This window comes from Pseudomonas zeae (assembly GCF_014268485.2).
Taxonomy (GTDB): Bacteria; Pseudomonadota; Gammaproteobacteria; order Pseudomonadales; family Pseudomonadaceae; genus Aquipseudomonas; species Aquipseudomonas neuropathica.
This window is the reverse complement of the sequence record NZ_CP077090.1, coordinates 1533586-1554270: the sequence shown is the minus strand read 5'-3', so window position 1 is coordinate 1554270 and position 20685 is coordinate 1533586. Positions and strand designations below refer to the sequence as shown.

The following is a 20685-nucleotide window of genomic DNA, read 5'->3' as shown; positions in this document are numbered from 1 at the left end:
ATGCTTCACCGCGTTCACAACTGCCCCGACCATAATTTAAAGAAGAGGGTTCAACCATGTTCGTGCACAAGACCGCACTGCTCAGTGCAATCACCACGGCCCTGCTGGCCAGCGCCAGCCTGCAAGCGGCCGAGCCGTTAAAGGCTGTCGGTGCTGGCGAAGGTCAGCTGGATATCGTTGCGTGGCCGGGTTACATCGAACGTGGTGAGAGCGACAAGGCCTATGACTGGGTGACCGGTTTCGAGAAAGAAACCGGCTGCAAGGTCAATGTGAAAACCGCCGCTACCTCGGACGAAATGGTCAGCCTGATGGCCAAGGGCGGTTACGACCTGGTCACCGCGTCAGGCGATGCCTCACTGCGGTTGATCGTCGGCAAGCGTGTGCAACCGATCAACACCGCGTTGATCCCGAACTGGAACACCCTCGACCCACGCCTCAAAGATGCGCCGTGGTACGTGGTCAACCAGCAGACTTACGGCACCCCGTACCAGTGGGGACCGAACGTGCTGATGTACAACACCAACGTGTTCAAGACCGCGCCGAGCAGTTGGAACGTGGTGTTCACCGCTCAGGATCTGCCCGACGGCAAGCCGAACAAGGGCCGCGTGCAGGCGTATGACGGCCCGATCTACATCGCCGATGCGGCGCTGTATCTGAAGTCGACCAAGCCTGAACTGGGTATCAAGGATCCGTATCAACTGACCGAAGATCAGTACAAAGCCGTGCTTGATCTGTTGCGCGCACAGCAGCCGCTGATCCACCGCTACTGGCACGACACCACGGTGCAGATGAGCGACTTCAAAAACGAAGGCGTGGTCGCCTCCAGCGCCTGGCCGTATCAGGTCAACGGCCTGATGAACGAGAAACAGCCGATTGCTTCGACCATTCCGAAAGAAGGCGCTACGGGCTGGGCCGACACCACCATGTTGCACGCCGAGGCCAAGCACCCGAACTGCGCGTACAAGTGGATGGACTGGTCGCTGAAACCGAAAGTCCAGGGTGATGTGGCGGCGTGGTTTGGTTCGTTGCCGGCCGTTCCTGCGGCGTGCAAAGAAAGTGAGTTGCTTGGCGCGGAAGGTTGCAAGACCAACGGTTTCGACCAGTTCGACAAGATCGCCTTCTGGAAAACCCCGCAGGCCGAGGGTGGCAAATTTGTGCCGTACAGCCGCTGGACCCAGGACTACATCGCGATCATGGGCGGCCGCTAGCTCTCAATAACGACGCGGTCTGCTCCCTTTCCCCCTCGCCCCCCTGGGGGAGAGGGTTGGGGTGAGGGGGTAGCTTTTGCCTTTGCTCTTGATCTCAGAGCAATGGCCGAAACCGCCACCCTCACCCCCCGCCCTCTCCCGGAGGGAGAGGGAGCTAAAAGCAATCTCAGCGCCCTGCACACCTACTGTTGGAGCTGCCGCAGGCTGCGATCTTTTCGACGCACACACGACCTTTTTGAAAGCCCGTTTTACCGGAGCACCGCACCATGACGCTTGCAGTCCAGTTCACCAACGTTTCCCGGCAGTTCGGCGAGGTCAAGGCCGTTGACCGGGTTTCCATCGATATCGAGGACGGCGAGTTCTTTTCCATGCTCGGCCCATCCGGCTCGGGCAAAACCACCTGCCTGCGGCTGATCGCCGGGTTCGAACAACCGAGCGCCGGTTCGATCCGCATTCATGGCGCTGAGGCGGCCGGTTTGCCGCCGTATCAACGTGACGTCAACACGGTGTTTCAGGACTACGCGCTGTTCCCGCACATGAACGTTCTCGACAATGTCGCCTACGGTTTGAAGGTCAAAGGCGTCGGCAAAACCGAACGGCATAAACGCGCCGAAGAAGCTTTGGACATGGTCGCCCTCGGCGGTTACGGCGCACGCAAACCGGTGCAGTTGTCCGGCGGTCAGCGCCAACGTGTCGCCCTCGCCCGCGCCTTGGTCAATCGTCCGCGCGTGCTGCTGCTCGACGAGCCGCTTGGCGCGCTCGACCTGAAACTGCGCGAACAAATGCAAAGCGAACTGAAAAAGCTGCAACGCCAGCTCGGCATCACCTTCATCTTCGTCACCCACGATCAAACCGAAGCGCTGTCGATGTCCGATCGCGTCGCCGTGTTCAACAAGGGCCGCATCGAGCAGGTCGACACGCCGCGCAATCTGTACATGAAACCGACCACCACTTTCGTCGCCGAATTCGTCGGCACCTCGAATGTGATTCGTGGCGATCTGGCGCGCCAGATCAGCGGCCATCCGCAGCCGTTTTCGATCCGCCCGGAACACGTGCGGTTTGCCGAAGGCCCATTGGCCAGCCACGAAATCGAAGTCAGCGGGCTACTCCACGACATCCAATATCAGGGCAGCGCCACGCGCTATGAATTGAAACTGGAAAACGGCCAGACCCTGAGCATCAGCCACGCCAACACTCAGTGGGTCGACAGCAGCGCGCAGCACCAGACCGGCCAGCGCCTGAGCGCGCGTTGGGCGCGGGAAGCGATGATTGCACTGCACGACACCGTGGCGAGCGGGGTGTGACATGAGCACGCTCGCGATGACTGCATCGCCGCCGTTGCGCAGGTTTTCCAACCTGCTCTATCGCAAGCCGAACCTGTATCTGTCGATGCTGCTGGTGCCGCCGCTGCTGTGGTTTGGCGCGATTTATCTCGGCTCGTTGCTGGTGCTGCTGTGGCAAGGTTTCTACACCTTCGACGACTTCACCATGGCGGTCACCCCTGACCTGACCCTGGCGAATTTCGCCGCGCTGTTTCAGCCGTCAAACTTCGACATCATCCTGCGCACGCTAAGCATGGCCATCGTTGTGTCGATCGCCAGCGCCATCGTCGCGTTCCCGATTGCCTACTACATGGCGCGCTACACCACCGGCAAGACCAAGGCGTTTTTCTACATCGCGGTGATGATGCCGATGTGGGCCAGTTATATCGTCAAGGCGTATGCGTGGACGTTGCTGTTGGCCAAGGGAGGCGTGGCGCAGTGGTTTGTGCAACACCTTGGATTGGAGCCGGTGTTGCAGTTCATTCTGGGGATTCCCGGCGTCGGTGGCAGCACCTTGTCGACCTCGCATCTGGGGCGGTTCATGGTGTTTGTGTACATCTGGCTGCCGTTCATGATTCTGCCGATTCAGGCGTCGCTGGAACGTCTGCCACCGTCGCTGTTACAGGCCTCCGCTGACCTTGGTGCGAAGCCGCGTCAGACTTTTATGCAGGTGATTTTGCCGCTGTCGATTCCGGGCATTGCGGCCGGTTCGATCTTCACGTTTTCGCTGACCTTGGGCGATTTCATCGTGCCGCAACTGGTCGGGCCACCGGGCTACTTTGTCGGCAGCATGGTCTACGCGCAGCAAGGGGCGATTGGCAATATGCCTATGGCGGCGGCGTTTACGTTGGTGCCGATTGTGTTGATCGCGGTTTACCTGTCCATTGTCAAACGATTGGGGGCTTTCGATGCGCTCTGACTCTTCATCACAAGGGCAGGCCTCACTGGGCTTAAAAATCGCAGCCTGGGGCGGGTTGGTATTTTTGCACTTCCCGATCCTGATCATCTTCCTTTACGCCTTCAACACTGAAGAAGCCGCGTTCAGCTTTCCGCCGAAGGGCTTCACGCTGCACTGGTTCAGCGTGGCGTTTTCGCGGCCGGATGTTCTGGAGGCGATCAAGCTTTCATTGCAGATCGCAGCCATCGCCACGTTGATTGCCATGCTGCTCGGTACGCTCGCGTCAGCCGCGCTTTATCGCCGGGATTTCTTCGGCAAGCAGGGCATCTCGCTGATGCTGATCCTGCCGATCGCGTTACCGGGGATCATCACCGGGATCGCGCTGCTGGCCACCTTCAAGACGCTGGGGATCGAACCGGGGATGTTCACCATCATCGTCGGCCACGCGACCTTCTGCGTGGTGATCGTCTACAACAACGTCATCGCCCGCCTGCGCCGTACTTCGCACAGTTTGATCGAGGCCTCGATGGACCTCGGCGCCGATGGCTGGCAGACGTTTCGCTACATCATCCTGCCGAACCTTGGCTCGGCGTTGCTGGCCGGCGGCATGTTGGCGTTTGCGCTGTCGTTCGACGAAATCATCGTCACCACGTTTACCGCCGGGCATGAACGCACCTTGCCGTTGTGGCTGCTCAATCAACTTAGCCGCCCACGGGATGTACCGGTGACCAACGTCGTCGCGATGCTGGTGATGATGGTGACGATGTTGCCGATTTTGGGCGCGTATTACCTGACGCGTGGTGGCGAAAGCGTTGCCGGTAGCGGCGGTAAATAAACTCATAACAGACACCACAACTCCCTGTGGGAGCGAGCCTGCTCGCGAAGAGGCCGTCACATCCAACATTGATGTCGACTGATACACCGCTTTCGCGAGCAGGCTCGCTCCCACAGTTTTTAATCCGGTTTCGGCAGAAAAATAATAGATTCGAAGAGGACAGAACGATGCAAACCAAACTCTTGATCAACGGCCAACTGGTCAACGGCGAAGGCCCGGCACAACCGGTGCTCAACCCCTCGCGCGGCGAAGTCCTGGTGGAGATCAACGAAGCCACTGAAGCCCAGGTCGATGCCGCCGTGCGCGCTGCCGACAACGCGTTCGCCGACTGGTCGCAAACCGCGCCGAAAGACCGTTCGCTACTGCTGCTCAAACTCGCCGACGCCATCGAAGCCCACGGCGAAGAACTGGCCAGACTCGAATCCGACAACTGCGGCAAACCCTACAGCGCCGCGCTCAACGACGAGATCCCGGCGATTGCCGACGTGTTCCGTTTCTTCGCCGGCGCCAGCCGTTGCATGAGCGGCTCGGCCGCTGGCGAATACCTGCCCGGCCATACCTCGATGATCCGTCGCGACCCGGTCGGCGTGATTGCCTCCATCGCGCCGTGGAACTACCCGCTGATGATGGTCGCCTGGAAAATCGCCCCGGCACTGGCGGCCGGTAATACCGTAGTGCTCAAGCCGTCAGAGCAAACTCCTCTGACCGCGTTGCGTCTGGCTGAACTGGCGTCGGAAATCTTCCCGGCCGGTGTACTCAATCTGGTGTTTGGTCGCGGTCCTACCGTTGGCAGCCCATTGGTTACGCACCCGAAAGTGCGCATGGTTTCGCTGACCGGTTCGATCGCCACGGGCGCCAACATCATTTCCAGCACCGCCGACAGTGTTAAACGCATGCACATGGAACTGGGCGGTAAAGCGCCGGTAATCATCTTCGATGACGCCGATATCGATGCGGCGGTGGAAGGCATTCGCACCTTCGGTTTCTACAACGCCGGGCAGGATTGCACGGCGGCCTGTCGGATCTACGCGCAGCAAGGCATTTACGACAAATTCGTCGAGAAGCTCGGCGTGGCGGTCAGCAGCATCAAGTATGGCTTGCAGGATGATCCGTCGACCGAACTGGGGCCGTTGATCACCGCACAACATCGCGACCGTGTGGCCGGGTTTGTCGAACGTGCTGTGGCGCAATCGCACATTCGCTTGATCACCGGTGGCAAGGCTGTTGAAGGCAACGGCTTCTTCTTTGAGCCGACCGTGTTGGCAGATGCCCAGCAGGACGACGAAATTGTCCGTCGCGAAGTGTTTGGGCCGGTGGTTTCGGTGACCAAGTTCACCGATGAAGCGCAGGCGCTGGAATGGGCCAACGATTCGGACTACGGCCTCGCCTCCTCCGTGTGGACGGCGGATGTAGGACGCGCCCATCGCATGTCGGCGCGCTTGCAGTACGGCTGCACGTGGGTGAACACGCACTTCATGCTTGTCAGCGAAATGCCCCATGGCGGTCAGAAATTGTCTGGTTACGGGAAAGACATGTCGATGTATGGGCTGGAGGACTACACCACGGTTCGGCATGTGATGTTCAAGCACTAAGCCTTTTAAAAGCTTCGCGAGCAGGCTCGCTCCCACAGGAGTAAGTATTCCAAATGTGGGAGCGAGCCTGCTCGCGAAGGCGTCACCCCGGTTTCAGGAAGGAAACCGGCACTACGCACCACCAGGATCCCAAAACAATAACTACCGAACCGGGCGGCGCCTGCATGGCCCCGCCACGGCCTCGGCCATCCGAAATCTGCCGATTTCACGGAGCAAAACACACATGAGTTCCTCACCCGATCTCGCCACAGCCGTCGCCGACAGCGATGCCGAACAACTGCGCAAACTGGGCTACACCTCGAACTTCAACCGCAGCATGAGTCTGTGGGAAAACTTCGCCTTGGGCTTCACTTATCTGTCACCGGTCGTAGGGGTTTATACCCTCTTTGGCCTGTGCCTTGCCGCTGGCGGGCCACCGATGTTCTGGGCTTATTTGCTGGTCGGTTGCGGCCAGTTGCTGGTGTGCCTGATCTTCGGCGAAGTGGTTTCGCAATTCCCGATTTCCGGCGGGGTTTACCCTTGGGCACGCCGATTGGTCGGTAAAAAATGGGCGTGGATGGTCGGCTGGATCTACTCCATCGCCCTCTGCGTCACCATCGCAGCCGTTGCGGTCGGCGCCGGCCCGTACCTGGCCGCCATGCTCGGTTTTGAGCCAAGCAACAACACCAACATCGTCATCGCCCTGGTGCTGACCCTGTTCGCCACACTGGTCAACCTCAGCGGCACCAAAGTGCTGGCGCGTATCGCTATGTTCGGCTTCCTCTGCGAACTGGTTGGCGCAGTGATCGTCGGTGTTTACTTGCTGGTATTCGAACGCCATCAACCGCTGAGCGTGCTGTTCAACACCTTCGACATCAGCGTCGACGGCTCGTACCTGCCGGCGTTTCTCACTGCCTCACTGGCCGGGATGTTCCTCTACTACGGCTTCGAGGCCTGCGGCGACGTCGCCGAAGAAACCCCGAACCCGAGCGCAAAAATCCCGGTGGCCATGCGCATGACCATCTACATCGGCGGCATCGCGGCGATGTTCGCCTGCCTGGCGCTGATCCTCGCTGTGCCGGACATGCAAGCGGTAATCAACGGCACCGACAAAGACCCGGTCACCACCATCCTCAACAACGCCTTCGGCCCGGTCGGTTCGAAAGTGGTGATGGGCGTGGTGATGATTTCCTTCATCTCCTGCGTCATCAGCCTGCAAGCAGCGGCGAGCCGTCTGCTGTACTCCTACGCTCGCGACGAAATGGTCATCGGCAGCCGACTGCTGAAAAGAATTTCTCCTACAACACAAGTACCGGTTGCAGCGCTGTTCGTGTCCGGCGTCCTGCCGGCCCTGATCATCGCCCTCGGCTTCTTCCTGCAAGACGCCGTGGCCACCATCGTCAGCTTCGCCGCCATCGGCATCTACCTCGCGTTCCAGATGATCGTCCTGGCCGCGCTGTACGCCCGCAGCAAAGGCTGGAAACCCAGCGGCAAATTCACCCTCGGCGCGTGGGGCTGGCCGGTGAACATTGGCGCGCTGGTGTATGGCGTTGGCGCGATCATCAACATGGCCTGGCCACGTACGCCGGATGCAGCGTGGTATGTGAACTATGCGATGGTGTTGAGTACTGCGATCGTGATTGGCTTGGGGCTGGTTTATATGTGGATTGGCAAGCCGTATGACCATGGCAAGGCGCCGGCTGGGGATGCGTGGAAGGTCAGTCGCTAAGAGCCTGCGATCCCGGCACCGACAAGGTGCCGGGGTTCAGGCAAGCCGTGAAACATCATCAAAAAGAAAGCTCTGCCTGATCGTGCTTCAATAGGGAAATACGGTCGAACAGTTTGATTTTTTCATTGGCTTTTTGCTTGGCGTGATCGGACATGAATGCAACCAATTCTTCGAGCTGACTGACGTCTCCGACTACTTTGAATTCCTTTTCCTTGTTGACGAAAACAAGCGACTTCTTCTTTCTCGACAACAATTCAATGACGTTGCTGAGCGTGCCGGTGCTCTTTGCGTCCCAGATCATCAAGCCGTAGTCAGCAGTTTCGGCCATGACGACGTCTTTCTCGGTGAAGAAGGCTCTCGACCCCTTGGAATGCTTGGAGTCGACTGTTCTGGCGGGCCACTGTCCAAGGTTGTTCCTCGGAGCAGAACCGCTGCAGAACACTGTGGTTCTGGATCGTTCGAGACTCAGCAGGTACTCCTGAATGGAGGTATCGGCGCCACCTGCATCCCCAACCACCACCTCAAAATCTGACGCGACGATATTATTGATGCGCTCTTTAACCTTCGGATCAAGGTTCTTGATGTTGATAGAGCCAGCAATAAATACAGTGGTCATTGAATTCACTTCCAAGTTAGCGCTGCGACGTAAATTTTCCCTACTTTCGGATATTTACGCAGAACAGCGCATGCCGCGTCCATCGACGCCCCACTATCAAACAAATCGTCTACAACCAAAACATTCCAGCTTCCATCGGTGGTGATTTCATCATTGACGCTGAAACTGTCTCCAATCGCGGCAAACTTTGTGACCTTCAAGGAAAAATCTTGTTTCCTACAGTGGATGGCGACTGAATGGCCTTGGTTCAGCCAGCGCCTGCCAGCAACGTCTCGTCTCGTCTCGTCTCGTCTCGTCTCAGCTACTGGGGGGCTCGGAAAGGGCTTATGTGTCAATCGGCTGGTGCTTTGAGAGGGCTTCGAACTCATCCATCAATAGGTGAATTTCAGTGCTTGGGTTGTGTTCGCCACTGAGGGCGACATCCTCAAGAACTTTGGGGGCCAGCGCTCTTGCCTGCTGAAATGGCTTTCCGAGTAGCTGAGCGAAGTAGCTGACGTCTTTGCCTTTCTGATAGTCAGCCATGCTGGGTTTTGCTCTGAGGCTCTTGGTCACCAAATCAGCCGGAGAGTTCTTCCCGGCTGTGCTGAACGGTTTTCGACTGTAGCCAAAGTGCAGTAGTAGCCAAAACTCGAAGCACGGATAAGATGCGATGACTTGGATTTTTGGATAAGACTTCGCCACATTCAACGCTCGCTCGAAGCACATGTGGGTGTCTCGATCCAAAACACAGAACACCTTATCGAAGCTTTTTTGCCTTACGACTGCTCGCTCAACAATGCCGCTTGGATGTGTAACACCGCAGTGAACGATCTCAACCTGGGCCTTGGCCCGAAAATAAAACGCGGCTTCCTCCAGATAACGTTTCCCTGACTTACTGTCTTCACACAACACCAGCACCTTAGGCTGCGGTTTGAAGCGGGAAGCCTTGCGATCAAACGATTTGAACGAACTCACTACCCTCACCCCTGCCTTATCAGCGGCAGCCCGCGATAACGCCCTTCGAAGTAACGCTTCTCGACATCCTCGCTTTCCCGGCCTTCAAAATCGTGTACGGAAAACAAGCTCGTGGCGCCATGAGCATCACGTTCTGTAATCCAGAACTGGTCACGCCGCAGAATCTTTTCATTCATCAGATGGGTATCGTGTGTCGTGAAAATCAGTTGGGTATCCAACCCACTGTCCAGATGCTTTGCGATCAAATCAGCGACGATTTCGGGATGAAGACTGCTATTCAGTTCGTCGACGCAGAGGATCCCACTGCCACCGGCCTGATTCATCATGAACCAGGGCAACCAGAAGCCAATCAGGTTTTTGGTTCCGCAAGACTCCTCCGAGAAGTCGAACTGCGCATCGCCTGAAATGCTGGAATGCGTGAGGGTCAGTTTGTCCCTTTGAGCCGCCGCGAAGAACTCCTTCAAGGTCAGTTTTCTGTTGCTCAAGTCTGCACAGGCGTCATCCGGGTCGAGCTGTATCGCAGACACAGGAATATCCAGCGCACTGAGAAAATCGCGCAGGTTGCTCGTATGATTTTTGACCATTCGCAGAAAGCGAATCGAGGCTGTGGATAAGCCAAGCATGTTGTTTTGTTCAATGACTAGCAGACCGGTTTGAAACCAACTGAATGGAGTGCGCAGTTGACTCAACTCTTCGCTGCTATGAGTGACGGCTTGTGCAATAAACAGCATCGTCGGACTGGTCAATCGGCGCCAGGCGCAATGCACTTCCTTGCCGCCCTCAAGGGTTTTACCAAACAGGTAATGCTCACCTTCAGCATCAAACCGGCGGTCATAAAGCAGTGTTTCCTTACCTTTCGGGTAAGCAGTCAGTTGTTCCTGAACAATCCTCTGCGCGGTCAGCCCGAGGACAAACCGATAGCGCAGTCCGCCCTGAATAAAGTCGTACTCAAAGACACTGGGCGCATCGCTCAGAGTGCAATCAAATCGAAAGGGTGAAACAGGCAGCGCTTCGTCATTTGAACCACGTGGTGTCGTTAGCAAGCGTCCGACGATGCCCATTGCGCGGATCAGTGAAGACTTTCCGGAGGCGTTCGGACCGTAAATAGCTGCAACCTTCAACAGCTCCGGAAGCTTTTCCGTGCTCGTGGAGGCTTTGAACGTATTGCGTGTTTTGCTCAGACGAGGGCTCGCCGCCATGGACAGGGTTTGCCTGTCCCGAAATGAGCGGTAATTGGATACCGAGAATTCGATCAACATGAAGAAAACCTGCAGTTCATTGCTTGGGTTTTCATGAATAAACGAAAAAACAGGATTCAGATGCAGACGGACTGCAGCGAGTGCAAAAACAGGCATTTCCTACAGATGCAGCCTTCATGAAAAAGCCCCATTTCCTACAGTTATTGTCGATAGAACAGACTTGGTGCGTAGAGCACACGGCAGATAGTCTTCTTTCCGGCTGTGACATCAGCGGCCCGGTGTCGAAGCCGGAAGAAAATCAACATGGCGCAACCGCACTCATTTGAGTGGCGGCTCTATTCTCAATATTGGAGTCGAAAAATGCCTAACCACGTAAAAATTCCTTCTGAAAGCTCCGCTTTCTTCACCCCCACCGCCTTCACCCGCCACAACCGCTTCCTCCACGCCTTCATGCAAGACCACGAATCCTGGTTCTGCGTGCAAGATCTCGGTCGCTTGATGGGTTACCCCCTGAACGAACGCCTCACCCTGAAACTCGATCCCGATCAGCGTCGCCATGTCCTTCTGCGTCGGGACGGCGAAATCATCGATTGCGCGATGGTCAGCGAATCCGGACTGTTCGCCCTGCTCATCCATCACTTCGTCCCGGAAAACCGGCATCTGCGCCAATGGTTGAGCCATGAAGTCATCCCGATGCTGCGCGAAACCCAATCAAGCCCTGTGGAAAACCACCCGAGCTTGAGTTCAGTGCATTGGGCAGGCGTTACCGTGCCGCTGCTGCACTGGCAAAAGCAGGCGTGGGTCAAATGGCGGGATGTGCCGGAGTTGATGCACGGCCAGCGGCCGTATCCGGTTCTGGGAACGTGTAGCTGATCCAAATAAAAAAGGGGCGGACCTTTCAGTCCACCCCTTTTTATTTCCACTCAAAACCGCGAAACACTCCGCATCGCATCCACCAGATACCGCATCGCAATCCGGTCATTCTCCGAAAGCTCCCGATAACGCTCCACCAGCTTCACTTCGTCAGAGCTGAGCCGGCGCCTTTTGCGGCCGCTGCCCAGGCAAGGAAAGATGCCCAACATGTCGGTGATCCCTTGTATTTTTGCCATGGACGATGTCCTTCAATACTTCAAAGAATTGCTAAACCACCACATCGCCCTGCCCCTTACAGCAGCGCCGTGTGCCCTACCGGTCAGCACCGGTCATGCCCATAGAATAGAAATTAAATCGGCGCTGAAAAGCGGTTTTTAGAGTAATTAGTCGAAAAAAGCAGATATGCCGTGTAAATCAGAACGCCCTGTCAGACTTTTAACCGACATGTCTTGTTTCATTGACACACTGGCGCGGTGAATCAACGAATTTTGCATTGCGAGCGAACCGTTTAAGCTAGCCGGCATCTGTTAATAGTCCGTTGCGTTTGGCCGAAGGCTTGTCCGAACCGTTATTTCTGATCCAGCACGTGCCAGGAACGGCGCGGGATTGCACACGACAGGTTGTATATATGCACCGCAGGAATTTGCTCAAAGCGTCCATGGCCATTGCGGCTTACACCGGTCTATCGGCCACTGGCCTGCTGGCCAGCCGTGCATGGGCGGCCAATGGCGGCGCCGCCGATGGCGAGGCTCAGGCCTTCGACTTCGAAGCGCTTAAGCGCCAGGCCAAGCAACTGGCCGGCAGCGCCTATCAGGACACCAAACAGGTGCTGCCGCCAACCCTGGCGACCATGACCCCGCAGAACTTCAATGCGATCCGCTACGACGGCGAGCATTCGCTGTGGAAGGAAAACAAGGGTCAGCTGGACGTGCAGTTCTTCCACGTCGGCATGGGGTTCCGTCAGCCGGTGCGCATGTACAGCGTCGACGCCAAGACGCGCACTGCCCGCGAGGTGCATTTCCGCCCGGCGCTGTTCAACTATGAAAACACTTCGGTCGACACCCAGCAGCTCAAGGGTGACCTCGGTTTTGCCGGCTTCAAGCTGTTCAAAGCGCCGGAGCTGGATCGTCACGATGTGTTGTCGTTCCTCGGCGCCAGCTATTTCCGTGCGGTAGACGCCACTGGCCAATATGGCCTCTCGGCGCGCGGCCTGGCGATCGACACGTACGCGAAAAAACGCGAAGAATTCCCTGACTTCACCAAGTTCTGGTTCGAGACACCGGACAAGAACGCCACCCGATTTGTGGTGTATGCCCTGCTCGACTCGCCGAGTGCCACCGGCGCTTATCGCTTCGACATCGATTGCCAGGCCGAGCGCGTGGTGATGGAAGTCGATGCGCACATCAATGCGCGCACGGCGATCGAGCAATTGGGCATCTCGCCGATGACCAGTATGTTCAGTTGTGGCACCCACGAGCGCCGCATGTGCGACACCATCCACCCGCAGATCCACGACTCGGATCGTCTGGCGATGTGGCGCGGCAACGGCGAGTGGATCTGCCGCCCGCTGAACAACCCGGCGACCCTGCAATTCAATGCGTTTGCCGACACCGATCCGAAAGGCTTCGGTCTGGTGCAGACCGACCATGAATTCGCCAACTATCAGGACACCGTGGACTGGTACAGCAAGCGCCCGAGCCTGTGGGTAGAACCGACCACGGCGTGGGGCGAAGGCTCTATCGATCTGCTGGAAATCCCTACCACCGGCGAGACTCTCGATAACATCGTCGCGTTCTGGACCCCGAAAAAACCGGTGGCTGCCGGGGATTCGCTGAACTACGGCTACAAGCTTTACTGGAGCGCATTGCCGCCCGTGGGCACGCCGTTGGCACGGGTGCACGCGACCCGTTCCGGCATGGGCGGATTCACCGAAGGCTGGGCACCGGGAGAGCATTACCCGCCGGTGTGGGCGCGTCGTTTTGCCGTGGACTTCACTGGCGGTGGTCTGGATCGACTGCCGCAAGGCACCGGAATCGAACCGGTGGTGACGTGCTCGAACGGCAAGGTGCAGGATTTCAGCGTACTGGTGCTGGATGACATCAAGGGCTATCGGATTCTGTTTGACTGGTACCCGACCAGTGACAGCGTGGAGCCGGTGGAGCTGCGGTTGTTTATTCGCACCAATGATCGCACGTTGAGCGAGACCTGGTTGTACCAGTATTTCCCGCCGGCGCCGGACAAGCGTAAGTACCCTTGAGGGTTCTCCGGCGTCTGATTGGGCCTCATCGCGAGCAGGCTCACTCCTACAGGGTTATGTGTCGTTAACAAGATGTGTGTGCGACGCAGATCAACTGTAGGAGTGAGCCTGCTCGCGATAGCATCCGCCCAGTCAGCACAAAAACACCCAACAGAAACAAAGCCCCGGCCATCACTGACCGGGGCTTTTTGCTTTTTCACAACTCACTCAATCGCGCAAATCAGACTCATGAATCGGCTGATCACGATGCGTTGCCCGTTGATATTGCGCCGGCCACACCGCTTTGCGCCCACCGAGATCATCGTCGGCATGCAGCGGCCAGTAAGGATCACGCAGCAGCTCCCGAGCGAGGAAAATGATGTCAGCCTGACAGGTGCGCAGAATATGCTCGGCCTGCGCCGGCTCGGTAATCATTCCCACGGTGCCGGTGGCGATGCCTGACTCTTTGCGCACACGCTCTGCGAAGCGCGTCTGATAGCCCGGCCCGACCGGAATTTCCGCGTTGGCCGCCGTCCCGCCCGACGACACATCGATAAGATCCGCGCCGAGGGTGTGCAGCCGTCGCGCCAGTTCCACGGTTTCATCCGGATTCCAGCCGTCCTCTACCCAGTCAGTGGCCGACACGCGCACAAACACCGGTAACTCCTCCGGCCAGACCGCCCTCACCGCTTCGGTCACTTGCAGCACCAGACGAATGCGGTTCTCGAACGATCCCCCGTACTGATCGCGCCGCTGATTACTCAGCGGCGAAAGAAACTGGTGCAGCAGATAACCATGCGCCGCGTGTACCTCGACCACGCTGAAACCCGCCTTCAGCGCACGTTTGGCGGCATCGACGAACGCTTGAATAACATCGGCGATCTGCCCTTCATCCAGCTGTTTCGGTTGCGTGTGCTGCGGATCGAAAGCAATCGGCGACGGACCGACCGGAGTCCAGCCGCCATCATCGGGTTTGACACTGCCATGCTTGCCGATCCACGGCCGATGGGTGCTGGCCTTGCGCCCGGCGTGGGCCAGTTGAATCCCGGCGACCGCACCTTGGGCAGTGATGAAGCGGGTGATGCGTTGCAGCGGCTCGATCTGTTCGTCGTTCCACAGGCCAAGGTCTTCGGCGGTGATCCGCCCGTCGGCCGTGACCGCCGTGGCTTCGGTAAATACCAGACCCGCGCCACCTACCGCGCGACTGCCGAGGTGTACCAGATGCCAGTCGTTAGCGAGGCCGTCGACACTGGAGTATTGGCACATCGGTGACACCGCGATGCGGTTGGGCAGGGTCAGTTGGCGCAGAGTGAAGGGTTCAAGCAGCAGACTCATGGGGCACCTCTCAAATCAGTGGGCAGGCTCCAGGGTTCTGTTTGAATAGTCGACGAGTGACAGGAAAAAGATGCAGCACCCGCCCCCGCGGGCAAAAAATTCGACAAGACGTCACAAGGCCAATCAAGCAGTGCTTAGAGCCTAGTCGACAACCGGGGATGAGGGAGGGTTCAGAGTGATTCAGTGTGTGAAAGGACGCTTTCGCGAGCAGGCTCGCTCCCACAAGGACAACACCGTACCTGTGGGAGCGAGCCTGCTCGCGAAGGCGTCAACGCGGTTCGATATGGGCAATCATCAGTTGTACCGTCTCATTACCCCGAAACTCGTTAACGTCGAGCTTATAAGCCAGTTCAACCCACTGAATCGTCGGGTTCGGCCAGATATCGCGATCAACGCCAAAGGCAATGCCATCCAGCTTCACCGAACCACACTCGCTCTTCAGCACCACTTTCAAATGCCGCTCGCCGACCACCCGCTGTTCGACCAACTGAAACACGCCATGAAACAGCGGCTCCGGGAAGTGCTGCCCCCAAGGCCCGGCATGGCGCAAGGCGCGGGCCAGTTCGAGGTGGAATTCTTCGACCGCCAGCGTGCCATCGGTCAGCATCCGTCCGGTCAGGTCGTCTTCGCGAAGTTGCCTACGCACTTCAGCGTCGAATGCCTCGGCGAACAGCGGAAAATTCTCCTGCGGCAAGGTCAGACCTGCGGCCATTGCGTGGCCACCATACTTGGCGATCAGGTTCGGATGCTGCGCCGCCACCACGCTCAACGCGTCACGAATGTGGAAGCCTTGCACCGAACGCCCGGAGCCCTTGAGCAAACCATCACCGGCATCGGCGAAAGCAATGGTCGGACGGAAATAGCGCTCTTTCATCCGCGACGCGAGAATCCCGATTACACCCTGGTGCCACTCCGGGTCGAACAGGCACAGACCAAACGGCATCGATTCGACCGGCAAGTCCTTGAGCTGCGCCAGCGCCTCGCGCTGCATGCCTTGTTCGATAGATTTGCGATCCTGGTTCATGCCGTCCAGTTGCGCGGCCATTTCCCGGGCCAGGTTGGCGTCGGCAGTGAGCAGGCATTCGATGCCCAGGCTCATATCATCCAGACGCCCGGCCGCGTTCAGGCGCGGGCCGACGATAAAGCCGAGATCGGTGGAGGTAATGCGCGCAGCGTCTCGCTTGGCCACTTCAAGGATCGCTTTGATCCCCGGCCGTGCGCGCCCGGCGCGAATCCGCTCGAGGCCCTGATGCACCAGAATCCGGTTGTTGGCGTCCAGCGGCACCACGTCGGCGACGCTGCCCAGCGCCACCAGGTCAAGCAGTTCGCCGATGTTCGGCTGCGGCTTGTTCTCGTACCAGCCGAGACTGCGCAAACGTGCACGCAACGCCATCAACACATAGAAAATCACCCCGACTCCGGCCAGTGCCTTGCTCGGGAATTCGCAGCCGGGCTGGTTCGGGTTGACCAGCGCATCGGCCAGCGGCAGTTCATCGCCAGGCAAGTGGTGGTCGGTGATCAGTACTTTGAGGCCTGCCTTTTTGGCAGCGGCCACGCCTTCGACGCTGGAGATGCCGTTGTCGACGGTGATCAGCAATTGCGGTTCGCGGGTCAGTGCGACCTCGACGATTTCCGGGGTCAGGCCGTAGCCATATTCGAAGCGGTTCGGCACCAGATAATCGACGTGCGCCGCACCGAGCAGACGCAAACCAAGCATGCCAACCGTGCTGGCGGTCGCCCCGTCCGCGTCGAAGTCGCCGACGATGAGGATGCGCTGGCGTTGCTCCAGCGCCGCCACCAGCAAGTCCACCGCCGCGTCGATGCCCTTGAGTTGCTGAAACGGGATCAACCGCGCCAGACTCTTGTCCAGCTCCGCCTCGGACTGCACGCCCCGCGCCGCGTACAAGCGGGTCAGCAAGGGTGGCAGATCACCGAGAAACGGCAGAGTGGCAGGCAGTTGACGAGGTTCGATACGCATGGGGTGACAGAGACTTCTCTTGATTACGTGGGATTATTGCGGTGGTGGCGCAGGCTCAGCCGCGCTCACCTTGCAGCCAGTGCAACTGGACTTCGTGCTGACCACGGTCGTCGGTGACGAAGATCGTGCCTTCGCTGATCATCACGTCCCACTTGATGACGCGAGGCATGTCCTTGGCCAGCGTCTCCAGCACTTCCTGAGGGACGGCCGCGATGTTGACGTTTTTCAGGTTCTTGATCGCCGGGATCACCTTGGTTTCCCAGACGCGCAGGCTGCCATAGGCCAGCAGGCTGGTGCGCTCGGTGCGACGCGAGCACCAGGTCAGGCGATCAGCGTCAGGCTGGCCAACTTCGATCCAGTGCAGAACACGGTCGTCCAGGCTCTTTTCCCACAGTGCAGGTTCATCCACGTCTGACAGACCGCGACCAAACGACAACTGCTCGTTGTACCAGAGGGCGTAGGCCAGCAGTCGCACGGTCATACGCTCTTCGGTTTCCGAAGGGTGACGGGCGATGGTCTGCTTGACGCTCTCGTAGACACTGCGGTCGAGGTCGGTGAGGTTCAGTTCAAATTTGTAGGTAGTGGACGGCTGGGCCATGAACGGGCTTCTTGATACGAGGAAAGTCGGCAAGTCTAACCGATGCAGTAGGCAATCATCGAATTGATGGCGATCAAGCTGCGGCGTCTGACAGCCGGCTATGTTAAAACGCTGTATCTGCTTAGCCTTGTCCTACAGGATTCAGTATGCCGTTCGCCAACAAACCGCTCAGCGGTGTGAAAGTCATTGAATTGGGTACATTGATTGCCGGGCCGTTTGCCTCGCGCATTTGCGGCGAGTTCGGTGCCGAAGTGATCAAGATCGAATCGCCCGACGGCGGGGATCCATTGCGCAAGTGGCGAAAACTGTATGAAGGCACGTCGCTGTGGTGGTTCGTCCAGGCACGCAACAAGAAGTCGCTGACGCTGAACCTCAAACACCCTGACGGCTTGGCGATCCTGAAAAAACTGCTCAGTGAAGCCGACATCCTCATCGAGAACTTCCGCCCCGGCGTGCTGGAAAAACTGGGCTTGGGTTGGGAAACCCTGCACGCCTTGAACCCGAAACTGGTGATGGTGCGCCTGTCCGGTTTTGGCCAGACCGGTCCGATGAAGGATCAGCCCGGCTTCGGTGCGGTGGGTGAGTCCATGGGCGGCTTGCGCTACATCACCGGTTTCGAGGACCGCCCACCGGTGCGCACCGGAATTTCCATCGGCGATTCGATTGCCGCGCTATGGGGCGTGATCGGCGCGCTAATGGCGCTGCGTCATCGCGAAGTCAATGGCGGCACAGGCCAGGTTGTCGATGTCGCGTTGTACGAAGCGATTTTCGCGATGATGGAAAGCATGGTGCCGGAGTTCGACGTGTTCGGTTTTATCCGCGAGCGCACCGGCAACATCATGCCCGGCATCACGCCCTCCTCTATCCACACCAGTGCCGATGGCAAACACGTGCAGATCGGCGCCAATGGTGACGCGATCTTCAAACGCTTCATGCTGATCATCGGCCGTGAAGACCTGGCCAATGACCCTACGCTGGCCAGCAACGACGGGCGTGACAATCGTCGCGACGAGTTGTACGGCGTGATCGATCGCTGGGTCAATTCGTTGCCGCTGCAATCCGTGCTCGACCTGCTCAATCAGGCCGAAGTACCGGCCAGCCGGATCTTCAGCGCCGAGGACATGTTCAGCGATCCGCAGTACCTGGCCCGAGAGATGTTCCTGCAGGCCAAGCTGCCCGGCGGCAAAGATTTCAAGATGCCGGGCATCGTGCCGAAACTCTCAGAGACACCCGGCAGTTCGGAATGGGTCGGACCGCAATTGGGTGAACACAATGCGCAGGTACTTCACGATCTTGGCTACGACGAGCGCCAGATCGCCAAGTTGCGCGAAGACGGAGCCATTTAAGCTGAAACGCCGGCAGACATCGCACACCAACCGCGCCCATCACTGGTGGACGTGGCGGTTGTTCGGCTTGTTGTTTTTACTCATGTTGTCGAACGGCGCGCAGGCGAAACCGACGCTGACCTGGTTACTGCGCGACCTGCCGCCACTGACCATTTTTGAAGGCCCGAAAAAAGGCCAGGGTGTCATTGATCACCTCATGCCGATGCTGATTGCCGGCATGCCGCAATACGAACACAAGTTGATGCGAGTCAATCGAGCCCGAGGCATCCAGATGCTTCACGAAGCCTCCTTCACCTGCGACCCGTCGCTGATCTGGAGCAAGGAGCGCGCGCAATGGATCGCGTATTCCATCCCGGCCTTCCGCGCCGTCAGTAATGGGCTGGTGGTGCGTCAGAAAGATCGCGAAGTGTTGGCACCGTTTCTCGTGGAAGGTGAAATCGATCTGGCATCGCTTCTAGCCAATGGCCAAGTGAAAATCGGGGTCGTGGCGGAACGCAGTTACGGTGCAATAGTCGATGACTTGCTGCGCCAGGCCCCCACGGACGCCCTGACGCCTCATTACGGCAACGAGGCCCTGAACAATCTGCTGCTGATGCAGCGCCTGGGACGATTACAGGTGGTGCTGGGCTATTGGCCAGAAATTCGTTATCAGGCTCATCTGGCGCAAATCGCCGAAGACGAGTTGCTGTTTTATCCGATCCGCGGCACCGGTAAATACCTGTCGGGCTACATCGGCTGCTCCGACACACACCAGGGCCGTCAGGCAATCAGCGAAATAAACCAACTGCTGCGCACCCTTCCCCACGATCAACTGAACCAGTTGTACGCCGACTGGCTGGACCCCGCGATGCGAAGCGACTACCTCGAACAGGCCCGATCGTTCTTCGAGCAACAAGCGGCGCCATGAGCAAATCGCAGACAAAAGAAACCCCGAGAAGTGGGGAGACGACTCGGGGTTAAACGTGGCCTACATAAAGACCCGTAGCAGCAAGCGACAAGCACCGGAGCACAATGCTTGATCCTGCTGTTACCGGGTCTGACTGACAGGGATGCAGGAAGGTTCCCACAAAAAATATTTCATCTTTACAGCGCCGCACGTTTATCCAGCGCAGCGTTGCGCAATGCCGCGATCACACAGGGTTCCAGCCTTCCCTCCGCAATCAGAACGTCGCGGTGCAAGCCGTCAACGACATCGGTCAACTGGCGCTTGTCGGTCAGTTGTGCCTGATTGAATTCGCGTTCCACCACAATGGCGCCGTGACTGTTCTTCAAAGTCACCAGGCATTCGCCATGGGAACCGTTTGGAGACAACGAAACCTGATACGGGCTCAGAGCCTCACCGAGCAATAGACTGATACTTTCCATCTCGATCTCCACTCAATAGTCCGAAAACTGTGTGCCTGGGGCGTGTTCACAATAAATGACCACCGGCCCGAGAAGAAAGTTCTGCATACCGATCGCTCCGCTCCTGGAGTCACCGGTCTGTCAGAGCATGCACGGCGAAGATGACAGAAAAATAACCGTCCCCGTCAAACCTGGAGAGTTGGCGAAGCGGCGCTCAGGTAACTGTCGAGCAAACCGCGCATCAGCACCGCCGACACCGGGGTTTGCAGGCGCCCCAGTAGCCGCAGGCGGTGTTCACACAGCAAAGGCTCTAGATCGTTCAGCAGGCTTGGCGCGACCGCCCCCAGCAGGATCAACGCACGCGCCTCATGCCGTGTCGCCAGATGATGAATCAGCGCCAGGCCATCGCCACCCTTGAGTTGCGGATCGCAAATGGCGATGTCGACCGCGCCGCGATGGCCCAGCGACGACAGCGCAGAGGCCAGCGACGGTGCCGTCAGCACGTCATAGATGCCAATGGCATTGAGCATTTGATGCAATGCCATCAGCTGGAACGGATTGGGTTCAAGTATCAGGACTTTAAGCGAGCGCATAAGCGACCTCTGGAGGCGACAATCGCGGACTCTCACCGCAGTTGTTGTCA

Annotated in this window: 20 protein-coding genes; 10 read left to right on the top strand and 10 right to left on the bottom strand. The window is 58.1% G+C overall.

The window, feature by feature from the left end; genetic code table 11:
* Nucleotides 1-56: 56 nt before the first annotated feature.
* The 6 genes from ydcS (at nt 57) to HU754_RS06745 (ending at nt 7563) form a co-directional block, all read left to right on the top strand.
* Nucleotides 57-1208, top strand: coding sequence for a putative ABC transporter substrate-binding protein YdcS (ydcS, locus tag HU754_RS06770; protein WP_186621988.1), 1152 nt, complete (start codon nt 57-59; stop codon nt 1206-1208).
* Nucleotides 1209-1474: 266 nt separating this feature from the next.
* A complete protein-coding gene (locus tag HU754_RS06765; protein ID WP_186621986.1) occupies nt 1475-2512 on the top strand; it encodes an ABC transporter ATP-binding protein in 1038 nt (345 codons plus the stop codon).
* 16 nt (nt 2513-2528) lie between these two features.
* Nucleotides 2529-3449, top strand: a complete 921-nt coding sequence (locus tag HU754_RS06760; protein WP_007908947.1) for an ABC transporter permease — start codon at nt 2529-2531, stop codon at nt 3447-3449.
* Complete coding sequence (locus tag HU754_RS06755) at nt 3439-4263, top strand: ABC transporter permease (protein WP_186621983.1); 825 nt, start codon at nt 3439-3441, stop codon at nt 4261-4263. The genes HU754_RS06760 and HU754_RS06755 overlap by 11 nt, the downstream gene beginning before the upstream one ends.
* 167 nt (nt 4264-4430) lie before the next feature.
* Nucleotides 4431-5855: a gamma-aminobutyraldehyde dehydrogenase gene (locus HU754_RS06750; protein WP_186621981.1), complete on the top strand. Its 1425-nt coding sequence runs from the start codon at nt 4431-4433 to the stop codon at nt 5853-5855.
* A 223-nt stretch (nt 5856-6078) separates the two neighbouring features.
* Nucleotides 6079-7563 carry an APC family permease gene (locus tag HU754_RS06745; RefSeq protein ID WP_186621979.1) on the top strand — a complete coding sequence of 495 codons (1485 nt, stop codon included), beginning with the start codon at nt 6079-6081 and terminating at the stop codon, nt 7561-7563.
* A gap of 58 nt (nt 7564-7621) precedes the next feature.
* On the opposite strand, the gene HU754_RS06740 is transcribed toward HU754_RS06745, so the two are convergent.
* The 4 genes from HU754_RS06740 to HU754_RS06725 all read right to left on the bottom strand — a co-directional run bounded on the left by HU754_RS06740 (nt 7622) and on the right by HU754_RS06725 (nt 10392).
* On the bottom strand, nt 7622-8179 hold the full coding sequence (locus HU754_RS06740; protein WP_186621977.1) for a hypothetical protein: 558 nt from the start codon (nt 8177-8179) through the stop codon (nt 7622-7624).
* 5 nt (nt 8180-8184) lie between these two features.
* Nucleotides 8185-8379, bottom strand: a complete 195-nt coding sequence (locus HU754_RS06735) for a phosphoribosyltransferase (RefSeq protein WP_225919965.1) — start codon at nt 8377-8379, stop codon at nt 8185-8187.
* Nucleotides 8380-8503: 124 nt separating this feature from the next.
* Nucleotides 8504-9142, bottom strand: coding sequence for an RloB family protein (locus tag HU754_RS06730; RefSeq protein ID WP_186621975.1), 639 nt, complete (start codon nt 9140-9142; stop codon nt 8504-8506).
* Nucleotides 9139-10392 carry an AAA family ATPase gene (locus HU754_RS06725; RefSeq protein WP_186622144.1) on the bottom strand — a complete coding sequence of 418 codons (1254 nt, stop codon included), beginning with the start codon at nt 10390-10392 and terminating at the stop codon, nt 9139-9141. The genes HU754_RS06730 and HU754_RS06725 overlap by 4 nt, the downstream gene beginning before the upstream one ends.
* 300 nt (nt 10393-10692) lie before the next feature.
* On the opposite strand from HU754_RS06725, the gene HU754_RS06720 reads away from it, so the two are divergent.
* On the top strand, nt 10693-11205 hold the full coding sequence (locus HU754_RS06720; protein WP_186621973.1) for a BRO-N domain-containing protein: 513 nt from the start codon (nt 10693-10695) through the stop codon (nt 11203-11205).
* Nucleotides 11206-11255: 50 nt separating this feature from the next.
* Here HU754_RS06720 and HU754_RS06715 read toward each other — a convergent pair whose 3' ends face one another.
* Entirely contained in the window at nt 11256-11441 is a 186-nt protein-coding gene (locus HU754_RS06715) for a hypothetical protein (protein ID WP_007908956.1), read from the bottom strand.
* 392 nt (nt 11442-11833) lie between these two features.
* On the opposite strand from HU754_RS06715, the gene HU754_RS06710 reads away from it, so the two are divergent.
* A complete protein-coding gene (locus HU754_RS06710) occupies nt 11834-13462 on the top strand; it encodes a glucan biosynthesis protein D (RefSeq protein ID WP_099758089.1) in 1629 nt (542 codons plus the stop codon).
* 207 nt (nt 13463-13669) lie between these two features.
* On the opposite strand, the gene HU754_RS06705 is transcribed toward HU754_RS06710, so the two are convergent.
* The 3 genes from HU754_RS06705 to HU754_RS06695 all read right to left on the bottom strand — a co-directional run bounded on the left by HU754_RS06705 (nt 13670) and on the right by HU754_RS06695 (nt 17352).
* Nucleotides 13670-14776 (bottom strand): NADH:flavin oxidoreductase/NADH oxidase, encoded by a 1107-nt coding sequence (locus HU754_RS06705; protein WP_093436771.1) that lies wholly within the window; start codon nt 14774-14776, stop codon nt 13670-13672.
* 268 nt (nt 14777-15044) lie between these two features.
* Entirely contained in the window at nt 15045-16754 is a 1710-nt protein-coding gene (recJ, locus tag HU754_RS06700) for a single-stranded-DNA-specific exonuclease RecJ (RefSeq protein WP_186621972.1), read from the bottom strand.
* A 55-nt stretch (nt 16755-16809) separates the two neighbouring features.
* Complete coding sequence (locus HU754_RS06695) at nt 16810-17352, bottom strand: YaeQ family protein (RefSeq protein WP_186621970.1); 543 nt, start codon at nt 17350-17352, stop codon at nt 16810-16812.
* Between the two features lie 146 nt (nt 17353-17498).
* Here HU754_RS06695 and HU754_RS06690 point away from each other — a divergent pair, with 146 nt between their 5' ends.
* Complete coding sequence (locus HU754_RS06690; protein ID WP_099758087.1) at nt 17499-18698, top strand: CaiB/BaiF CoA transferase family protein; 1200 nt, start codon at nt 17499-17501, stop codon at nt 18696-18698.
* Nucleotides 18625-19605: a TIGR02285 family protein gene (locus HU754_RS06685; protein WP_175559645.1), complete on the top strand. Its 981-nt coding sequence runs from the start codon at nt 18625-18627 to the stop codon at nt 19603-19605. The genes HU754_RS06690 and HU754_RS06685 overlap by 74 nt, the downstream gene beginning before the upstream one ends.
* Before the next feature lie 176 nt (nt 19606-19781).
* Here HU754_RS06685 and HU754_RS06680 read toward each other — a convergent pair whose 3' ends face one another.
* Nucleotides 19782-20063: a DUF3509 domain-containing protein gene (locus HU754_RS06680; protein ID WP_093436783.1), complete on the bottom strand. Its 282-nt coding sequence runs from the start codon at nt 20061-20063 to the stop codon at nt 19782-19784.
* Between the two features lie 164 nt (nt 20064-20227).
* The gene (locus HU754_RS06675) at nt 20228-20635 is read right to left on the bottom strand and encodes a response regulator (RefSeq protein ID WP_099758086.1); all 408 of its coding nucleotides are present in this window, start codon (nt 20633-20635) and stop codon (nt 20228-20230) included.
* Between the last annotated feature and the right edge of the window lie 50 nt (nt 20636-20685).

Excerpts from the sequence above, each read along its gene's own strand:
- ydcS (WP_186621988.1), top strand. The coding sequence starts at position 57 with ATGTTCGTGCACAAGACCGCACTGCTCAGTGCAATCACCACGGCCCTG.
- HU754_RS06765 (WP_186621986.1), top strand. The coding sequence starts at position 1,475 with ATGACGCTTGCAGTCCAGTTCACCAACGTTTCCCGGCAGTTCGGCGAG.
- HU754_RS06760 (WP_007908947.1), top strand. The coding sequence starts at position 2,529 with ATGACTGCATCGCCGCCGTTGCGCAGGTTTTCCAACCTGCTCTATCGC.
- HU754_RS06755 (WP_186621983.1), top strand. The coding sequence starts at position 3,439 with ATGCGCTCTGACTCTTCATCACAAGGGCAGGCCTCACTGGGCTTAAAA.
- HU754_RS06750 (WP_186621981.1), top strand. The coding sequence starts at position 4,431 with ATGCAAACCAAACTCTTGATCAACGGCCAACTGGTCAACGGCGAAGGC.
- HU754_RS06745 (WP_186621979.1), top strand. The coding sequence starts at position 6,079 with ATGAGTTCCTCACCCGATCTCGCCACAGCCGTCGCCGACAGCGATGCC.
- HU754_RS06740 (WP_186621977.1), bottom strand. The coding sequence starts at position 8,179 with ATGACCACTGTATTTATTGCTGGCTCTATCAACATCAAGAACCTTGAT.
- HU754_RS06725 (WP_186622144.1), bottom strand. The coding sequence starts at position 10,392 with ATGTTGATCGAATTCTCGGTATCCAATTACCGCTCATTTCGGGACAGG.
- HU754_RS06720 (WP_186621973.1), top strand. The coding sequence starts at position 10,693 with ATGCCTAACCACGTAAAAATTCCTTCTGAAAGCTCCGCTTTCTTCACC.
- HU754_RS06715 (WP_007908956.1), bottom strand. The coding sequence starts at position 11,441 with ATGGCAAAAATACAAGGGATCACCGACATGTTGGGCATCTTTCCTTGC.
- HU754_RS06710 (WP_099758089.1), top strand. The coding sequence starts at position 11,834 with ATGCACCGCAGGAATTTGCTCAAAGCGTCCATGGCCATTGCGGCTTAC.
- HU754_RS06705 (WP_093436771.1), bottom strand. The coding sequence starts at position 14,776 with ATGAGTCTGCTGCTTGAACCCTTCACTCTGCGCCAACTGACCCTGCCC.
- recJ (WP_186621972.1), bottom strand. The coding sequence starts at position 16,754 with ATGCGTATCGAACCTCGTCAACTGCCTGCCACTCTGCCGTTTCTCGGT.
- HU754_RS06695 (WP_186621970.1), bottom strand. The coding sequence starts at position 17,352 with ATGGCCCAGCCGTCCACTACCTACAAATTTGAACTGAACCTCACCGAC.
- HU754_RS06690 (WP_099758087.1), top strand. The coding sequence starts at position 17,499 with ATGCCGTTCGCCAACAAACCGCTCAGCGGTGTGAAAGTCATTGAATTG.
- HU754_RS06685 (WP_175559645.1), top strand. The coding sequence starts at position 18,625 with ATGCGCAGGTACTTCACGATCTTGGCTACGACGAGCGCCAGATCGCCA.
- HU754_RS06680 (WP_093436783.1), bottom strand. The coding sequence starts at position 20,063 with ATGGAAAGTATCAGTCTATTGCTCGGTGAGGCTCTGAGCCCGTATCAG.
- HU754_RS06675 (WP_099758086.1), bottom strand. The coding sequence starts at position 20,635 with ATGCGCTCGCTTAAAGTCCTGATACTTGAACCCAATCCGTTCCAGCTG.